Source organism: Acinetobacter sp. NyZ410, from assembly GCF_022828975.1.
Taxonomy (GTDB): Bacteria; Pseudomonadota; Gammaproteobacteria; order Pseudomonadales; family Moraxellaceae; genus Acinetobacter; species Acinetobacter guillouiae.
The window spans coordinates 4,145,376-4,163,041 of sequence record NZ_CP094620.1 but is presented as its reverse complement, the minus strand read 5'-3'; the positions used below and the strand labels follow the sequence as shown (position 1 = coordinate 4,163,041).

Below are 17,666 nucleotides of genomic sequence, written 5' to 3'. Positions count from 1 at the left end.
GCTTAAATTGAATCAACGTATTTTGCTGATCACAGGTTGGGGCGGTGGAACCAAACTACTCAAGGCTTTACAACAGGCTTTACAACAACAAGGCCATGAAGTTGTATTGATCAATATCTTTAATGCGCTGGATCAAAGTGTTTTACAACAGCAGGTGAAGCAAGCCAAAGATTTTGATGTGATTTGTGGTTGGTCTTTAGGTGGGCAATTGGCAAGCTTGCTGGTCGAGCAAATTGAACAGCAATACCAACAACAAAAAGTCTTGATTACACTGGCTTCAAATCCTTGTTTTGTGGCAAATGCTGAGTGGCAAACGGCAATGAGCCAAACAACCTTTCACAACTTTAAACAGTCCTTTGAACATGATGCGATTGCGACATTAAAGAAATTTGGTTTTATGGTTTGTCAGGGCACCGCAACCACGCGAGAAGATTTTGTACATTTGCAAAGTTTGATTCAGCCGCAAAATTTAGAATTGTTAAAACAAGGATTGGTGTGTCTTGAGCAATTAAATAATGTCGCGATCTTAAATAACTATGCTGGCAAACAGTATCATATATTTGCTCAACAGGATTTCTTAGTTAGTGGCAAAGTCTATGAGAAATTTCAAAATTTCACAGCAAAGTTTTTAGATGTTGAGCTGGTAAATGGTTCACATGGCGTTCCAGTTTTTGATTTTTTAAGTCTAAGTGACAAAATCTGCCAATATTTACAAAAAATAGAATAAATCTATGGATCAGTGGTGAATCTCGCAATTTATTTTTATTGCGTGCAGGTTTAACATCGCTAAACTGTTTTTTGCTGTAATTGTAATGCACATGGAGTGAACGGATGACCGATTTAAATAATGGGTTTGATGATGTCGATCTTGAACAATCAAAGTTAGATGATCTGGACTTTGATCGGCAACATATTTGGCATCCATATACTTCTATGACCAATCCCTTACCGACCTTTAAGGTTAAAAAAGCCTATGGTGTAACCATTGAACTTGAAGATGGGCGCCAATTGATAGATGGGATGTCTTCGTGGTGGTGTGTGATTCACGGTTATAATCATCCTGAGTTGAATCAAGCAGTGACAGATCAGTTACAGGATATGTCACATATCATGTTTGGTGGATTTACCCATGATCCTGCGATCCAGCTTGGAAAATTACTGGTTCAACTGACCCCGCCTAATTTAGATAAAGTGTTCTTTGCCGATTCTGGTTCTGTCGCTGTAGAAGTGGCATTGAAGATGGCTGTACAGTTTTGGTCTTCGCAGGGCTATACAGAGAAAACTAATTTTGTTACCCCACGATCTGGCTATCATGGCGATACTTGGAATGCGATGTCTGTTTGTGACCCTGTAACGGGCATGCATCAAATTTTTGGTTCAAGTTTGCCCAATCGCTTATTTGTTCCAGCCCCTCAAGTCGGATTTTATGAGCAATGGGATCAAAGTGACATTGCTGAACTTGAGAAAACTTTGGCTGAACAGCATGCAACGATTGCAGGTTTAATTCTTGAGCCAATTGTACAAGGTGCGGGAGGGATGCGTTTTTACCATCCTGAATATTTGCGTCAAGCCAAATTGCTTTGCGAAAAATACAATGTTTTGCTGATTTTTGATGAAATCGCTACGGGTTTTGGGCGTACAGGAAAACTATTTGCATGGGAGCATGCACAAGTTGAACCTGACATTATGTGTATTGGTAAAGGCCTAACGGGTGGCTATATGACGCTTTCTGCGACATTAACCACCAAGCATATTGCTGAAACGATAAGTCAGGGTGAAGCGGGTGTGTTTATGCATGGCCCAACCTTTATGGCAAATCCCTTGGCATGCGCCGTTGCTGTCAAAAGTACACAATTATTAATTTCTCAAGATTGGCAGAGCAATATTCAAAGAATTGAAGCTCAGCTTAGAGATGCCTTACAGCCTTTACAGTCCCTTAATCATGTTGATGATGTGCGAGTTCTTGGTGCGATAGGGGTGGTTGAATTGACTGTGAATGTCGATATGAAAACTTTACAACAGGAATTTGTACGTCGTGGTATCTGGATACGACCATTTGGTAAATTGGTCTATGTCATGCCTCCATATGTCATCACAGCACAAGAATTAAAAACTTTGCTGGAACAATTGGTCGAAGTGGTCAAAGGTATGGAGCAAAGCACATGAGCTTGATCAATACCCATCTTGAACATTTTTCACAGCAGCTTGATGTGCTTAAACAGCAAGGCAATTTACGCCAATTTCGTTCGAATGTTCAACAAGGTCGTTATATTCGCCTTGATCAGCATCAAATGCTCAATTTGGCTTCAAATGATTATCTAGGATTGGCATCTGATCTCACATTACGTGAACAGTTTTTTGATGAAACACCCAATGATCAACGACGAATGAGTTCTTCGTCTTCACGCTTGTTGACTGGACATTTTTCAGAATATGAACTGCTTGAAAATAGTTTAACTCAGGCTTTTCATGGTCGGGCGGCATTGTTATTTAACAGCGGCTATCATATGAATATTGGTATTTTACCTGCACTTGCAGACAGTAAAACGCTGATTCTGGCAGATAAATTGATTCATGCCAGTATGATTGATGGGATCCGTTTATCCTCAGCCAAATATGTACGTTATCGTCATAATGATTTAAATCATTTGACTCAGCTTTTACAAAAATATCATGCAGATGAGGCTTTCGAGCGCATTATTGTCGTGACTGAGTCGATTTTTAGTATGGATGGTGATGAAACGGACTTAGCAGCATTGGTGAGTATTAAGCAACAGTTTTGCAAAGTCATGCTCTATGTAGACGAAGCACATGCAATTGGAGTACGTGGTGAGCAGGGCTTAGGTTGTGCTGAACAATATGCGGTGATTGATGATATTGATCTACTCGTGGGAACTTTTGGTAAGGCAATCGCTTCAGTTGGTGGTTATTTAATTTGTCATGCGGTGATTCGCGATTATTTGATTAATGCGATGCGCCCTTTGATTTTCAGTACTGCACAACCGCCAATATGTATGGCATGGACAAACTTTGTTTTTCAGAAAGTTTTAGGCTTAGATCAGCGCCGCCAATATTTGCAATCTGCAAGTCAGTATCTACAACAGGCTGTTCAAAGCAAAGGTTTTGAGTGCCCATCAACATCACATATTGTTCCGGTCATTGTAGGTGACTCGATTAAAACGGTTGAAAAGGCCAAAGCATTACAAGATGCAGGATTTTATATTATGCCTGTACGTCCCCCGACTGTACCTCAACACAGCTCACGGTTACGTATCTGTTTAACTGCTCAAATCACCCAAGCTGATCTAGATCAGCTAATTCCGTTGTTGTGAGTTGAATGTGAAACATCCAGAAATTGATAAATCACAGATTGCCTTGCGTTTTGCTCAGGCAGGGCAGAGCTATACTGAACATGCGGTCGTACAAAAAAATATTGCACAACAACTGTTTAATTTAATAAGCGAATATTGCCCAGCACACTATGAAAATGTGTTTGAAATCGGTTGTGGTTCTGGAAACTTAACTGAGCTTTTACTGCAAAATTTGCAAATTAAACATTTGATTTTAAATGATCTATACCCCGAAGTTCAGCAGCATTTCCCTGCGGATAAACCGATTGAATATCGGATTGGCGATATAGAACAGCTTGAATTTCCAAAACATTTAGACTTAATTAGCTCAAGTTCCGTTTTACAATGGATGAGTGATTTAAATGGTATTTTTCAACAGGCCTTTCATCATTTAAATCCTAATGCGTATTTTTGTTTTTCAACTTTTGGACAGCATAATTTACAGGAAATTAAAAGCTTAACAGGGCAAGGTCTGAATTACCTATCCCTTGACGATCTGCAACAACAATTAAAGCGAAATGGTTTTGAAATTCTACATATTTCAGAGCAAATTGAGCATCTCAATTTTTCTCATCCCAAATATATTTTGCAGCATTTAAAAGCCACAGGAGTGACTGCGACAGCATCTGGCTTTAGATGGACAAAGCAGAGTCTCGCCGATTTTTATCATCACTATCAACAGTTTTCACAGGCTGATCAGTCAGGAAATATACGCTACTCACTGACTTATCATCCTATTTATTGTATTTTGCGGAGAATGTCATGACTGGATCAGTTTACTTTATCAGTGGAATAGATACTGGAATTGGCAAAACCTATACCACCGGATATTTAGCCAAATTATGGAATGAGCGAGGTCAAAAAACCATTACGCAGAAATTAATCCAAACGGGTAATACCGATATTTCAGAAGATATCGAACAACATCGTGAGATTATGGGAATGGGCTGGTTTCCAGAGGATGAAACCAAGCTCACCATGCCTGAAATCTTTAGCTATCCTGCATCGCCTCATTTAGCCAGCAAAATTGATGGGCGTGAGATTGATTTTGAAAAAATTGCAGATGCTACTCAACAACTGGCAGAAACGTATGATGTTGTTTTGTTAGAGGGTGCAGGTGGATTGATGGTACCCCTAACTACCAGCTTACTTTCAATTGATTATGTGGCCCAGAAAAAGCTTCCTGTGATTTTAGTCAGCTCAGGGCGTTTGGGCAGTATTAATCATACGATTTTAAGTTTAGAGGCTTTAAAAAGTCGAGGGCTTGAGCTTTATGCACTTGCTTATAATTTAAATGATGAATCTCAAGATGAACTGATTTCAAAAGATACCGCAGAATTTTTAAAGCATTATTTGGTGAAACATTTTCCGAACAGTGCATGGATTGATATTCCAGTAATCTGTTAGTTTGTTCATCGAATTGAGTGCTGAAACAGCTGATTCATAGTGTTCCGAGTCTGCTGTTTTCTTGTCGCTTTTAAAAAATCTGAATGCTTTAAATAAGCGATGTGTATAAAAGGTAATCCTGATGAGTTTTAAAATTCGAATTGAGTTATTTAAAGAGCTTGAAATAACTTCTCTTGATTTTGAAAGTAATGCCGCAACGCAAATTTTAAGTCGTTTTGATCAGATTGATTGGATGCAACAAGTCGTCTGGGGATACATGGAGGAGCACCACGGTGATTTTCCATTTTTTCAAATTGAGCATATTCAAACTGGACGTAAGTTCGGCGGACTATTTGTGGTTTATAGTCGCAATCAATATAACTTTAATGCACATGCTGAACTCTATCAAAAACAACAAAAATCGCATTTTTTTGGTTTGTTTAAATCTGAAGAGATGCCCAGTTTTGATAACGATGACCTTCCTTTTGCGGTATTTCGGGATTGTTTGGAAAGTTTTTTACGTGGCAATGATTCGGAAATTGAGCGTTTAATGAAAACAGTCTATCCAGGTTATACCAGCACAGGTTTTTTTGATCGTTGATTGTTAATGGCTAAATGCAGAATCTAAGTTTAAAGTCATTTTTTTAATGGCTTTAAACTTTATTGTGACTTAATAATAAAAGCATTGTGCTAATTTGAGCGATGTCACTCTGCAGCGTTACATAAACAATAAAGTTATAACAAATTAATCTTTTTTTAACATGAAAAGTCATTTATATTTCATATCAGTAGCGTAATTTATGTCCAACAAGCGCTGTGAAATAAAATAAACCGAAAATAATGAAGAGGTGAACCATGTCAGGATGGTATGAAATTAGTCAAGCTAAAGATGGTCAATATCGCTTTGTATTAAAAGCAGGAAATGGCGAAATTATTCTCACCAGTGAGCTCTATAAAGCAAAAGCTTCTGCACAAAATGGTATTGCCTCTGTGCAAAAAAATAGCCCAGATGATGCACGTTATGATCGTTTAGAAGCGAAAAATGGTAAGCCTTATTTCAACTTAAAAGCGGCGAATCATCAAATTATCGGAACAAGTCAATTCTATTCAGGTGATGCTGCTCGCGATAATGGGATTGAGTCTGTGAAGAAAAATGGCCCTTCAGACAAAATAAAAGATTTAACAGAACAAGCCTAAATCAAGCAAAACAATTCAAACCAAACAGCAAAAGCATGTCATTGCAATGACATGCTTTTTTTTGAATCTAAAAAACAAATGATAAAAAATAAGTATTTATTTATGGTAATAAAATTCTAATATTTGAATGCTTGCAAAGGGTTTTAAAACATAGAAATTAAACCATAAAAATATATATTATTAAGTTGTATAGAATAATCATTCCAAGCGCAATATATAAACTTGAGTTGGATATCAGTTTAGATTATCTATTTATATCTTCAGTTTTGAGTTTCTTCTTATATTGGAAGGGTAGTATGATTTTTTCTCATAGTCATTTATGATTTTTTTAAAGATTTTTTAAAGTTTAAATATGTTAGGCTAACTTCAATATTAAATAAAAGGAGAATGATTATTTAATAACAGCTTCAACATTAATTAAAAAGATTATTAAATTTGGTTAATAAATTATTGAAGAATTATTAACTAAATTAAGAATAAGCTTTTTATGCTGAAGTACAAATTTTTTATATCTATTTGTATTATTGAGTGATTTATTTTTGTGAAAGGTTTTGGTTAATATCTAAGCAGAATACGGTTGGTTTTATAAACTGCTTAAATCAGATTAATGAACAGTGATTATTTTGATTTAAATTGATTAGATATGAAAAAATAAACAAAACACTTCACATAATACTTATTAAGTGTTAAATTCATCACAAATAAGAATAATGAGGTTTTATGATGAAAATAGCAATCGATGGTAATGTGAAAATTGCCGACGAGATAATATCTCAAATTGAATTATGGGATGCTGCTGTTCTTGGTAATAAAATTGATCATCTATTAGATCAATGTGCGGATGATATCAATATGTTTGATGTGAGTATACAATTAGACGGTATCGATGCGTACAAGAAAGAATGGGAGAAGTTCAGTCCATATTTTAGTGAGAATGTGCAAATTGTGCGTCGCAATATGAAAATCTATGCGTCAAACGATTTAGCTGTATTGCATTGCCATTCAAAAGTGGAAAATTCTGTGCTTAAAGATAAGCTGCAGATGCCATGGTGTCGAACAACATTGTGCCTGAAAAAGAAAGGTGATCAATGGTTAGTCGTACATCAACATATTTCGATGCCGATTGATATGAGCACGGGTAAAGCGATCGTGATCAAGGATATTGCTAAATTGAAATTAGTGGTTTAGCAAGCTAGATTTGTTTGTTATTAAGCCCTTTGATTGGGCTTTTTATTTGTGTATTTTTAAATTTGCGAGATCGATGTTAGATCATTAACAAAATTGTCAAAAGAACTCAGTTTTTTACTTGAATGAAAGATGGAGTTTTGAAAAAATCATGATAATAATCTCAATAATGTGAAAATAATGCCAAATTCATTATTTGTAAAATACGGGTGGTTAAAGCCACTTGCACCACGAAATCCGCACGAACCACATCGCGCCGCAACCTCATTAGAATTGTTATTTGATTTGATTTTTGTGGTCGCCATTGCGACCGCAGGACAACAATTACACCATAGTATTATCGAAAATCATTTATCACATGGCTTAACACTTTATTTCATGGTGTTCTTTGCATTGTGGTGGGCATGGATGAACTTTAGCTGGTTTGCATCTGCCTATGACAATGATGATGTATTTTATCGAATCATGACCTTTGTGCAGATTATTGGTTCACTTGTGATTGCAGCAGGGATCCCGTTTGCGTTTCAGCAACAAGATTTTGACGTGATCATTATTGGTTATGTCATCATGCGTTTGGGACTCGTTACACAATGGTTTCGTGTTGCCAAAAATGATCCTGAGCGTAAACAAACAGCGATGAGATATGCGGCTGGTATTATCATCGTACAGATTGGCTGGTTACTTTTTCACTTTACCCCGATTAATTTCACCATTTATTTATTTCTACTCTTGGTTATCGCTGAACTGAGTGTGCCGATCTTTGCGGAAGCACATAACATGACGCCGTGGCATCCACATCATATTTCTGAGCGTTATGCCTTACTCACCATCATTGTCCTTGGTGAATCGATCATTGGAAGTTTTGCTGCAATTTCTGATGCATTAAACAATCAGTTGTTAAGCCAAGAATTAATCTTTTTGACCATTGGTGGCTTATTGATTATGTTTACCATGTGGTGGGCATATTTTGATCATGATGTGGCTGAACGACTCAATAGTCGTAAACGTGCATTTTCATGGGGCTATGGTCACTTTTTTATTTTCGTGAGTATTGCCGCCCTTGGTGCAGGTTTAGCTGCTGCGGTGGATGTGGTGACGCATAAGGCTGAGATCTCGGCTGACATCGTCAGTTATTTTGTTGCAATCTCTTTGATTGTCTATACTGCGAGCCTTTGGTTACTACAGGAAATTCACCATCTTTCAGGGATTAAGAAATGGTTTTATCCAATTACAGCCGCCATCGTACTCTGTATTCCGATGATCTTTACCCAAGTGGGTTATGCTGTTTTTGTTATGGCAATTGTTTATGCGCTACGTTTAATTTTTTCAAAATGTTATTTGGCAAGATAATCAATTAAGTGGGTTTTGAGCAATGGGATTTCATGATTTTTATCGTTTGAGTTCGCACGCTGTGATTTTTAATGAAAATAGACAAGTCTTGTTATTGAAAGCGACTTATGCTGATTGTGCATGGGGTTTACCGGGTGGTGGATTGGATCAAGGTGAAACAGTGCATGAGGCGCTGATTCGTGAGTGCCAAGAAGAATTAGGCTGCGAAGTTTTGATCGAATATTTATCAGGGGTTTATTATCATTCTGCAGTAAATTCCCACGCATTTATGTTTAGGTGTACATTGCAGAACGATCAGCCAATCAATTTAAGTGATGAGCATTCTGAGTATCGATGGTTTGACTTTGAGCAACTTTCAGCTGTGCAAAAAATTCGTATAGAAGATTGTTTTCATTTTGATGGTCAGGTAAAGAGCAGGGCATTTTAAGGATTGGTTATCGCACGGTGATATGGATATCGCGATCAAACGGGGGATAGAACATCCGTCTCATCCAAAAAGCAGATTCACTTTTATACAAGGGTATGGGTTTAGATAAAGCAATAAAAAACAGGTCATCAAGACCTGTTTTTTATTTACCTCAATTTAAAATTATTTATCTGGTAATGCATAAGCAACGATTGAGTCACCCATTTTGGTACCAAATGAACCGTGACCACCCGCCATGATCACAACGTATTGTTTACCATTGCTTTCATAGGTCATCGGTGTTGCTTGCCCACCCGCAGGTAGACGACCTTTCCACAGCTCATCACCATTGCTGACATTGATTGCTCGGATGTAATCATCTTGAGTCGCACCAATGAACATCACATTACCCGCAGTTGAGATCGAACCACCTAACATTGGCACACCCATTTTAAATGGTGGCAATGGAATACCCGGCATACTGTCACGAATTGTACCAATACGACGTTTCCAAGCAACATCATGCGTTTTCAAATCTACACCAGCAACATAACCCCATGCAGGTTGTTTACATGGTAAGCCAAATGGTGAAAGGAATGCACTGATTTCAACACCGTAAGGAACGCCATACATAGGTTGAACACCCGCTTCTGTACCTGCACCTTTGGCTGTTTGTTTACGGTTCGGATCAGCAGGAATCAATCGACTGACAAAAGGTAGGCCAATTGGATTCATAACTGCGATTTGACGATCAGGGTTAAGTGATAAACCACCCCATTCAAATACACCCAAGTTACCAGGGAAAACTAAAGTTCCGTTTTCTGAAGGTGGGGTATAAATACCGTCATAATTTAACTTGTGGAATGACACACGACAAATTAACTGGTCAAACATGGTTGCGCCCCACATTTGTTTATCCGTTAATTTTTCTTGAGGTGCTAAGTTAAAGTCTGAGAACGGCTGTGTTGGAGAATAGAATTCACCTTTAGTTTGCGGACCACGCTTTACACTTTGTGGTACTGGACGTTCGTTAATCGGTACAATTGCTTTACCGTTACGGCGGTCTAAAACAAAGGCATTACCTGTTTTAGTCAATACATAGATTGCTGGAACAGTTTGCCCAGTTTTATCTTTGATATCCGCTAAGGTTGGTTGTGATGGTACATCCATATCCCATAAATCATGGTGAGTTGTTTGGAAGTTCCAGATCAATTTACCCGTTGTTGCATTGATTGCTAACATTGAGTTTGCATAACGTTCATGCAGTTTTGTGCGGTTACCCCCCCAAATATCTGGCGTACCTACACCTGTTGGTACATAAACGATATCGAGTTTTGCATCATATGCAAGTGGAGCCCATGCATTCGGTGAGTTTTGGACATATTTCTGACCAGGACCCGGAATCTGATTTGGATTTTCAGCACCTGTGTCAAATACCCAAAGCAATGCACCTGTATTTACATCATAACCACGGATAACACCAGAAGGCTCTTGAGTAGAATAGTTATCTGTCGTTGAACCACCAATGATAATTGTGGTGCCTGTGACAACAGGTGGTGATGTTGGAATATAACCACCCGGATAAGGGAATGGCATGTCCTTTTGTAAATCAACTTCACCGTTATGACCGAAGTCAGAACATGCTTTACCTGTTTCAGCATTTACCGCAACGATACGACCATCATTGACTGGTAAAATAACTTTACGCGGGCATTCGGTAGACGAAGATTTTTTCGCTTGTAAACTTGCTGCGAAACCAACGGTATTATCTGCATCGTAATAAGAAACACCACGACAAGTTAAATGTTGGAAGGTATTATCAGCTTTGAGTTTTGGATCAAATACCCATTTCTCTTTACCAGTAGAAGGATCAAGAGAAACCAATTTTTGATGGGTGGTACACAGGTACATGTTATTCCCGATTTTAATCGGTGTGACCTGATTGGTTGTTTCGCCTGAATCATTTTCAGTCTTGAATTCACCTGTACGATAGGTCCAAGCAACTTTAAGATCTTTAACGTTCTCTGAGTTGATTTGGTTCAACGGAGAATAACGTAAACCGGATTGAGTCCGACCATAAGCCGGCCAGTCTGCATCCGCAATACCGTCAATCGCTGCTGGCGTTGGCTGTTTACTGGTTAAAGTCCCACGAATTTCTTGTGGATCATTAAAGATAGAATAAGCCATAACCGCAATGGTGATCGCCAATGTACCTGAAAGTGCAATTTTAGCACCTTTGGCATCGAAACCACGTGTTACTGCTGGAATGAGTAGCCATAAGCCAAACACACCTAAAATATCTAAACGCGGTGCAAGCGCGAAGAAGTCTGAACCGACTTCCCATAGTCCCCAGACAACTGTGCCGAGTACTAATGCTGCATAAACGTATAAAGCAGAACTATTTAATTTGCGTAATAAGATTGCTGTTGCAATGAAAAGTATCCCGGCAATGATGTAGTACCAAGACCCACCCAGTACTGCCAGCCATACTCCGCCGCCTAATAGAACTACACCGAAAACAATTGCAATCACAACTGTTAGGGTTCTGAGTCCTGAAGATGGAGTTTGCATATTGACCACCTATCTATTTGATTAATTTTTTACGCTTTACCTTTCCATTGAGGATTGATGAAGCACATTGTTTAAATTTTTAGATTTTAAATATTTCGATGCGAGGGGAGAGAAAGGGTTAAAATGGCATCGAAATATTTATGATCTATAACACTAGAATGCAGTTTGGAATTTAATACCGCCAACCCATGCATTTTCACCATCTTTATATGCACCAACATGGCGAATATATTGCACATTTGGACGGATCGTCAGCCAATTTGTTGCATGTACACCGTAGTAAATTTCAGTGTTGTACTCTTCATCTTGTTGACGAATTTGAGTGTTGTTCACATCATTGTTGATGCTGATACGAGAAAAACCAATGGCGACATCATCTTGAGGACGCGCATCGAAAGGACCTTTATAGACCAATCCAATATTTTGCATATTGTCGACAGTGTTTGTGTCTGAGTCATGAAGGGTTAAATTAATGAAACCCGTTAAGCCACGACGTGCATCACCGTGATGTGCTGTAAGTTGCTGCTTGGCAACCAGCCATCCACCTTGTTTATGATCTGTTTCATTCGGATTTTTAATGCGTTGTGCATCGACAGTACTGTAGTAATAGCCCAAACGATATTCGCCTGGTAATTTTGCAGCACTGAGTTTTGGTTGCCAAACCACTTCCGCAGGAATAATTGCACCACGTGAACCGTCTGTACTTAAGTTAAACCCCTTGCCACGTTCTAAGTTTTCAGGATTGTATTCATAAGCACCGACTTGAGCATATAAATCAGGTTGGATGTTATATTTAACCCGCGCAGCCCATTGGCTAACAGGCCAGTTATACCATTGGTCGCCTACCCAGTTACCCACTTGAGAGCCACAAAGTGCAAGGTTTTGAAAATCACAGTCAAAGCTGTTAAAATCCTCGCCTTCGCCAAAACGGCCCACTTTAATATCTAGTTTTTGATCAAAGAATTTTTTCTTAATCCAAAAATCAGTTAAGCGCCAAGTTTGACCACGGCCCCAAACTTCTTGGGTTGAACTGAGTTGTCCTGCAAGGGCATCAGAGGTTTGCGACAATGAACGACCATTACGTTCAGTGATGGTGATTTGGGCTTCAGTGTCTTTCCATCCAAGCACTTTTTCCAAGTCTATATGACTACCAATCGCAAACTGATCTGCATACTCAGTGCCATGGCTCGAATGGTTTTTTGAATCTAATAAGGTGGCTAATTCGCCGGTATAGCCGAAGCTGAAGTCATAACCTTTTTGTTGGAGCTCGGTTCTTTTTCCGTTCCAATCACCAAACATCCATGGGCTTTCTGCATTAAATGCTTGAGCTGCATGAGCACTTTGAAAAGAACTACATAAAGATAATAAGCTGATAGCCCAATAAAAGTGACCTTTAGATTTATTCATATTTGGTGACCTTGATAACACTTTGTAACTAATTATTTATAATACTCTCATATTTGTATAAAAATCTATTATTTTTGACTTTTAATTGTAATTAATGTGAGTATTTTATCTCATGGTGATAATTTTTTAATAAATGAATATTTGCTTTATGGCTGTTTTTGGTCAATTTAATCTATTGTTTTTAAACCACTAAATTTTATTTAAAAATTAATTAAAAAACCATGGATTAAAATTGATCTGAAAAGATCAGCTTACCTGTGTAACCTATTTAGAATTAAGATTACACAGGATGCTGAGGTTACAAATTATACAAATTGTAAAGAAGATGACAGAATTGTAATTTTATTTAACTTGAATTGTGTTGTATTAAATGGGCAATTACCATGTCCCTTCACCCAGTTGTTGGCCAATATAGTGATATTGCATTTGTGATCTTGAAAACTTAATTGGACAGGCTAACTGAGGTTCAGTTTGATCAGAATTAGGCTTCAATGGCACATTGACCACCCAATTACGTTGTTGAGAAATTTGGGATTGCAGTGCTTCATCTAAACTCAGTACCGGTTCTACGCAAACGTCCAGTTGTTCAAACAGTTGATTCCATTCAGCCAGATTTTTACTTTTAATTTTATCTCGAATCGCTTGCTTGACCATTTGACGATCTTCAGTATCGAAAGAAGCACCTTTTTGTAGAAGGATTGGCAATTCTAACGCGCTTGCCAGTCCAGTCATAAATTGTGGCTCTAAGCTACCAATAGATAAGTAACGAGCATCGGCCGTTTCATAATAATCATAAAAGGTCCCGCCATTAAGTTGTTCTGATTCACGTTGCTGCTGTTGACCACCAGCCAAACTGGCTGCGGCTGCCATATTATTGAGTCCAACCACACAATCGGTCATGGAAATATCAATATATTGTCCCAGACCACTATTTTGGCGTTCAACTACAGCAGCAAGAATACCGATGACAGCATGTAAGGAACCACCTGCCACATCTGCGATTTGAATCCCCATCGGCGGTGGTCCACTGTCTTGGCGACCACAGTGTCCCGCGATACCAGACAGGGCAATATAGTTAATATCATGTCCAGCTTTATCTTTATATGAGCCTGTTTGGCCATAACCCGTAATTGAACAGTAAATTAAACGTGGGTTAATTTCAGCCAATGTTTGATAATCCAAACCCAAACGTTGCATTACCCCCGGACGAAATTGTTCAACGACAATATCAAACTCAGAAATCTTCTGTTTAACTTGTTCAATGCTGGCAGGATCTTTTAAATCTAAAGTGACGGATTGTTTATTTCGGTTGAGATAACTGTGTGAAGTCGCTTGTCCATTGGCATAAGGCGGGAACAAGCGCACCAGATCTGGACGCGTTGGCGATTCAATATGGATCACTTCTGCACCTAGGTCTGCAAGGTATAAAGTTGCAAATGGACCGGGTAATAAAGTGGAAAAATCGAGTACTTTCAATCCCTTTAAAGCAGTTGTCATAATTGTTTTTACCAATACTGTCTTGATTTTACACCCATAATAGAAATATAAAATTAACAAAACAATGTCATGTTCAGCCATTTACCTTGATCATTTCGGCAATTTATGATGTAAAAAGGTGATCTGCACTGTTGTAAATCGCCAATAAAACATTTTTTAGCGTCATTTAGGTCAATTGTTAGTGAACATCAAAGAGAGTGAAGGATTTACCATGAGTCGTGATACGATCAGTATCCATTTTGTGAATGCCGCCTTAACAGGTGTGAAGCGTCTAGGAATGGACGTTGACACCTTACTTTCACATGTTGGCATAGAAGCAGAATTACTTCGCCAACCTAAAGCACGTATTTCACCAGAGCAATATACACGTTTTGTGAAAATGCTGTGGATGGTGACCCAAGATGAACATGTTGGCTTTGATATCCAACCTCGTCGTTTGGGATCTTTTGCCATCATGTGCCAATTGATTATCCACGCTAAAACTTTGGGTGATGCTTTAGAGTTATCATCACAATTTTATAAATTATTTGGGGACGAATGGTCGGTCGCGGTTGAACGTGATAAACATGAAGCGCGTTTAGTGCCATTGATTCCAAAAACTATGGATCCTGATCATTTTATTACTGAAAGTATGTTGATGATTTGGCATGGTTTAGCTTCATGGTTAATTGAACGACGTATTCCTTTAGAACGGGTACATTTTGGTTACCCGCGTCCAAATCATGCAGATGAGTATGATGCGCTGTTCTTTGCACCTGTGATGCAATTTGATATGCCACGTACTGAAATTACTTTTGCCGCAGACTATTTGGATTTACCGATTCGTCAGGATGAAGCAAGTTTAGAAGAGTTTTTAAAAGCTGCGCCTGCTCAGCTTTTGGTGAAATTCAAAAATACCAATTCTTTAACTTCGCGTATTCGTGAAGTCTTAAAGAGTCAAATTGGTGAAGAAATGCCAACCTTAAATGATGTGGCCTCAATGTTGTATTTATCACCACAAACCTTGCGCCGCCGTTTAGCTGCAGAAGGTAAGAGTTACCAAGGTGTTAAAGATGCCTTACGTCGAGATGCTGCAATTCATTTGTTATTAAATCCAGATTTAACCTTGGAAGATGTAGCACAACAAGTGGGCTTTAGTGAAACCAGTACCTTCCATCGCGCATTTAAAAAATGGACAGGGGTTACCCCAGGGCTTTATCGTCAATTGCATGGTTATCATTAATTCGACATAGATGAATTTAAAAGTATTTTTGCTGATCCTAAGCCCAAGTGATACTTGGGCTTTTTTATGCCTGATCATTTCAGCTAAAATTTCTTGTAAGATATAAGCGATAAAGCGTAAGCGAGTTATTTGATAGTGTACCTGCCTAATTCTGATCTGATTTAAACAGTGAGTTTGATTTAAATAAATAGACAGATGCTATTTAAAATATTTTTGACTGGATATATAGATGACATGTTTGATTAGAAAAATTGATCCCTCAGATATAGCGCAACTGATCGAAATAGAAAAATCTGCTACACAAGCATTTTCAAGTATTCCCGAGTTATCTTGGCTTGTCGAAAGCCCCGTATTGTCAGCACAAGATCACTTACAATTGATTTCTTCTGCTTATGCATTTGTCGCGATTAATCAAAAGAATCAAGCTACAGGTTTTTTATATGCAGAAAGACAAGCGCTTGATTTATATATTATCGAGTTAGATGTGAGTGGCGCATTTCAAAAACAAGGGATTGGTCGGCAATTGATTGAATATGTGATTGCTACTGCTCAGGGAGAGGGCTGTGATGCTGTGACCTTAACCACCTTTCATGATGTGATTTGGAATCGACCATTTTATGAAAAATTAGGCTTTGAAAAGATCAATGCGCTTGAGATGCCTCTCTATCTTGAGCATGAAGTTGCATGTGGTTTTTCTCGTAACAGCAGATGTGCAATGAGATTGGCACTTAATTGAAATACGTGATTTGTTTTCGTTTTGCCATTCAGAACGAACCAGCCAATTGACAAAAAATATCAATTGACTATTTCGTTCTCGTCATTGAACTCTCAACTTTATAACGTACACTCAAAGCAGATAACAACCTAGAAGTCATAAGAAGGAACAGCTATGAGCGAGGCTTACATCATTGATGCCATTCGCACACCACGCGGAAAAGGAAAAAAAGATGGTTCACTGTATGAAGTGAAACCAATTACATTATTAACCACATTGCTCAATGAATTGAAAGATCGTCATCAGCTTGATACTTCAAAAGTAGACGATATCGTACTGGGTTGTGTAACACCAATTGCCGATCAAGGCGGTGATATTGCTAAAACTGCTGCAATTGCGGCAGGTTGGGACAATGATGTTGCCGGTGTGCAAATCAACCGTTTCTGTGCTTCAGGTCTTGAAGCTGTCAATATGGCTGCACAAAAAGTACGTTCAGGCTGGGAAGATATTGTTGTTGCTGGTGGCGTAGAGTCTATGTCACGTATTCCAATGGGTTCTGATGGTGGGCCTTGGGCACTGGATCCTGAAACAAATTTAAAATCACATTTTGTTCCTCAAGGGATTGGCGCGGACTTAATTGCTACGCTCGACGGTTATAGTCGTACAGATGTGGATGAGTTTGCTGCCAACTCACAACGTAAAGCTGCTGCTGCACAGGCAGCGGGACGCTTTGATCAGTCCGTGGTTGCAGTGAAAGATAAAGCTGGTGTTACGATTCTTGAAAAAGATGAATTCATTAAACCAAGTACAACTGCTGAAGGCTTGGCAAAACTTAATCCAAGTTTTGAAATGATGGGTGGAATGGGCTTTGATGCGATTGCATTACAACAATATCCAGAAGCACAAAAAATTAACCATGTACATCATGCTGGAAACTCATCAGGCATCGTAGATGGTGCTGCCGTAGTACTCATTGCTTCTGAAAAAGCAGTCAAAGAGCAAGGTTTAAAACCTCGTGCAAAAGTGTTAGCAACAGCATTGGTTGGAACAGATCCAACCATTATGCTCACAGGCCCTGCACCTGCTGCGCGTAAAGCACTGGCAAAAGCAGGTCTCAGCATAGATGATATTGATCTCTTTGAAGTAAATGAAGCCTTTGCATCTGTGGTGATGCGTTTTATGACTGAACTTAAAGTTCCAGCTGAAAAAGTCAATGTAAATGGGGGCGCGATTGCAATGGGGCACCCATTGGGCGCAACAGGGGCAATGATTCTTGGTACGCTGCTTGATGAATTAGAACGTCAGGGTAAAAAACGTGGTCTAGCAACATTGTGTGTAGGTGGTGGCATGGGTATTGCGACCATTATTGAGTTGGTATAA

At 38.7% G+C, this 17,666-nt stretch carries 16 protein-coding genes; 13 read left to right on the top strand and 3 right to left on the bottom strand.

Annotated elements, in window-relative coordinates:
* Window positions 1-7: 7 nt before the first annotated feature.
* From MTO68_RS19635 to MTO68_RS19590, 10 genes are all read left to right on the top strand, one after another.
* Entirely contained in the window at window positions 8-727 is a 720-nt protein-coding gene (locus MTO68_RS19635; protein ID WP_244014043.1) for a YqiA/YcfP family alpha/beta fold hydrolase, read from the top strand.
* Window positions 728-831: 104 nt separating this feature from the next.
* Window positions 832-2,166: an adenosylmethionine--8-amino-7-oxononanoate transaminase gene (gene bioA, locus MTO68_RS19630; RefSeq protein WP_244014042.1), complete on the top strand. Its 1,335-nt coding sequence runs from the start codon at window positions 832-834 to the stop codon at window positions 2,164-2,166.
* Window positions 2,163-3,332 carry an 8-amino-7-oxononanoate synthase gene (locus tag MTO68_RS19625; RefSeq protein WP_244014040.1) on the top strand — a complete coding sequence of 390 codons (1,170 nt, stop codon included), beginning with the start codon at window positions 2,163-2,165 and terminating at the stop codon, window positions 3,330-3,332. Before bioA ends, MTO68_RS19625 begins: the two co-directional genes overlap by 4 nt.
* A 7-nt stretch (window positions 3,333-3,339) precedes the next feature.
* Complete coding sequence (bioC, locus tag MTO68_RS19620) at window positions 3,340-4,116, top strand: malonyl-ACP O-methyltransferase BioC (protein WP_004817790.1); 777 nt, start codon at window positions 3,340-3,342, stop codon at window positions 4,114-4,116.
* Window positions 4,113-4,757, top strand: a complete 645-nt coding sequence (gene bioD, locus MTO68_RS19615; RefSeq protein WP_244014038.1) for a dethiobiotin synthase — start codon at window positions 4,113-4,115, stop codon at window positions 4,755-4,757. Before bioC ends, bioD begins: the two co-directional genes overlap by 4 nt.
* Before the next feature lie 121 nt (window positions 4,758-4,878).
* Window positions 4,879-5,337, top strand: coding sequence for a hypothetical protein (locus tag MTO68_RS19610; RefSeq protein WP_004817787.1), 459 nt, complete (start codon window positions 4,879-4,881; stop codon window positions 5,335-5,337).
* A gap of 254 nt (window positions 5,338-5,591) precedes the next feature.
* Window positions 5,592-5,933: a YegP family protein gene (locus MTO68_RS19605; RefSeq protein ID WP_004817785.1), complete on the top strand. Its 342-nt coding sequence runs from the start codon at window positions 5,592-5,594 to the stop codon at window positions 5,931-5,933.
* Window positions 5,934-6,656: 723 nt separating this feature from the next.
* Window positions 6,657-7,121, top strand: a complete 465-nt coding sequence (locus MTO68_RS19600) for a nuclear transport factor 2 family protein (RefSeq protein ID WP_004724016.1) — start codon at window positions 6,657-6,659, stop codon at window positions 7,119-7,121.
* 177 nt (window positions 7,122-7,298) lie between these two features.
* Window positions 7,299-8,468, top strand: a complete 1,170-nt coding sequence (locus MTO68_RS19595; RefSeq protein WP_244014037.1) for a low temperature requirement protein A — start codon at window positions 7,299-7,301, stop codon at window positions 8,466-8,468.
* A gap of 22 nt (window positions 8,469-8,490) precedes the next feature.
* Window positions 8,491-8,895, top strand: a complete 405-nt coding sequence (locus tag MTO68_RS19590) for an NUDIX domain-containing protein (protein WP_004817781.1) — start codon at window positions 8,491-8,493, stop codon at window positions 8,893-8,895.
* A gap of 162 nt (window positions 8,896-9,057) precedes the next feature.
* On the opposite strand, the gene MTO68_RS19585 is transcribed toward MTO68_RS19590, so the two are convergent.
* The 3 genes from MTO68_RS19585 to MTO68_RS19575 all read right to left on the bottom strand — a co-directional run bounded on the left by MTO68_RS19585 (window position 9,058) and on the right by MTO68_RS19575 (window position 14,349).
* On the bottom strand, window positions 9,058-11,445 hold the full coding sequence (locus tag MTO68_RS19585; RefSeq protein ID WP_004817779.1) for a glucose/quinate/shikimate family membrane-bound PQQ-dependent dehydrogenase: 2,388 nt from the start codon (window positions 11,443-11,445) through the stop codon (window positions 9,058-9,060).
* A gap of 153 nt (window positions 11,446-11,598) precedes the next feature.
* Window positions 11,599-12,852, bottom strand: coding sequence for a carbohydrate porin (locus MTO68_RS19580; protein WP_239044905.1), 1,254 nt, complete (start codon window positions 12,850-12,852; stop codon window positions 11,599-11,601).
* A gap of 378 nt (window positions 12,853-13,230) precedes the next feature.
* Entirely contained in the window at window positions 13,231-14,349 is a 1,119-nt protein-coding gene (locus MTO68_RS19575; protein ID WP_034614632.1) for a CaiB/BaiF CoA-transferase family protein, read from the bottom strand.
* Window positions 14,350-14,560: 211 nt separating this feature from the next.
* Between MTO68_RS19575 and MTO68_RS19570 the strand changes: the two genes are divergently transcribed.
* The 3 genes from MTO68_RS19570 (at window position 14,561) to MTO68_RS19560 (ending at window position 17,666) form a co-directional block, all read left to right on the top strand.
* Window positions 14,561-15,571, top strand: coding sequence for an AraC family transcriptional regulator (locus MTO68_RS19570; RefSeq protein WP_004724010.1), 1,011 nt, complete (start codon window positions 14,561-14,563; stop codon window positions 15,569-15,571).
* A gap of 229 nt (window positions 15,572-15,800) precedes the next feature.
* On the top strand, window positions 15,801-16,307 hold the full coding sequence (locus MTO68_RS19565; protein WP_244014035.1) for a GNAT family N-acetyltransferase: 507 nt from the start codon (window positions 15,801-15,803) through the stop codon (window positions 16,305-16,307).
* 153 nt (window positions 16,308-16,460) lie between these two features.
* Complete coding sequence (locus tag MTO68_RS19560) at window positions 16,461-17,666, top strand: acetyl-CoA C-acetyltransferase (RefSeq protein WP_004817769.1); 1,206 nt, start codon at window positions 16,461-16,463, stop codon at window positions 17,664-17,666.

Excerpts from the sequence above, each read along its gene's own strand:
- MTO68_RS19625 (WP_244014040.1), top strand. The coding sequence starts at position 2,163 with ATGAGCTTGATCAATACCCATCTTGAACATTTTTCACAGCAGCTTGAT.
- MTO68_RS19560 (WP_004817769.1), top strand. The coding sequence starts at position 16,461 with ATGAGCGAGGCTTACATCATTGATGCCATTCGCACACCACGCGGAAAA.
- MTO68_RS19580 (WP_239044905.1), bottom strand. The coding sequence starts at position 12,852 with ATGAATAAATCTAAAGGTCACTTTTATTGGGCTATCAGCTTATTATCT.
- bioD (WP_244014038.1), top strand. The coding sequence starts at position 4,113 with ATGACTGGATCAGTTTACTTTATCAGTGGAATAGATACTGGAATTGGC.
- MTO68_RS19595 (WP_244014037.1), top strand. The coding sequence starts at position 7,299 with ATGCCAAATTCATTATTTGTAAAATACGGGTGGTTAAAGCCACTTGCA.
- MTO68_RS19590 (WP_004817781.1), top strand. The coding sequence starts at position 8,491 with ATGGGATTTCATGATTTTTATCGTTTGAGTTCGCACGCTGTGATTTTT.
- MTO68_RS19605 (WP_004817785.1), top strand. The coding sequence starts at position 5,592 with ATGTCAGGATGGTATGAAATTAGTCAAGCTAAAGATGGTCAATATCGC.
- MTO68_RS19610 (WP_004817787.1), top strand. The coding sequence starts at position 4,879 with ATGAGTTTTAAAATTCGAATTGAGTTATTTAAAGAGCTTGAAATAACT.
- bioA (WP_244014042.1), top strand. The coding sequence starts at position 832 with ATGACCGATTTAAATAATGGGTTTGATGATGTCGATCTTGAACAATCA.
- MTO68_RS19565 (WP_244014035.1), top strand. The coding sequence starts at position 15,801 with ATGACATGTTTGATTAGAAAAATTGATCCCTCAGATATAGCGCAACTG.
- MTO68_RS19575 (WP_034614632.1), bottom strand. The coding sequence starts at position 14,349 with ATGACAACTGCTTTAAAGGGATTGAAAGTACTCGATTTTTCCACTTTA.
- MTO68_RS19600 (WP_004724016.1), top strand. The coding sequence starts at position 6,657 with ATGAAAATAGCAATCGATGGTAATGTGAAAATTGCCGACGAGATAATA.
- MTO68_RS19570 (WP_004724010.1), top strand. The coding sequence starts at position 14,561 with ATGAGTCGTGATACGATCAGTATCCATTTTGTGAATGCCGCCTTAACA.
- MTO68_RS19585 (WP_004817779.1), bottom strand. The coding sequence starts at position 11,445 with ATGCAAACTCCATCTTCAGGACTCAGAACCCTAACAGTTGTGATTGCA.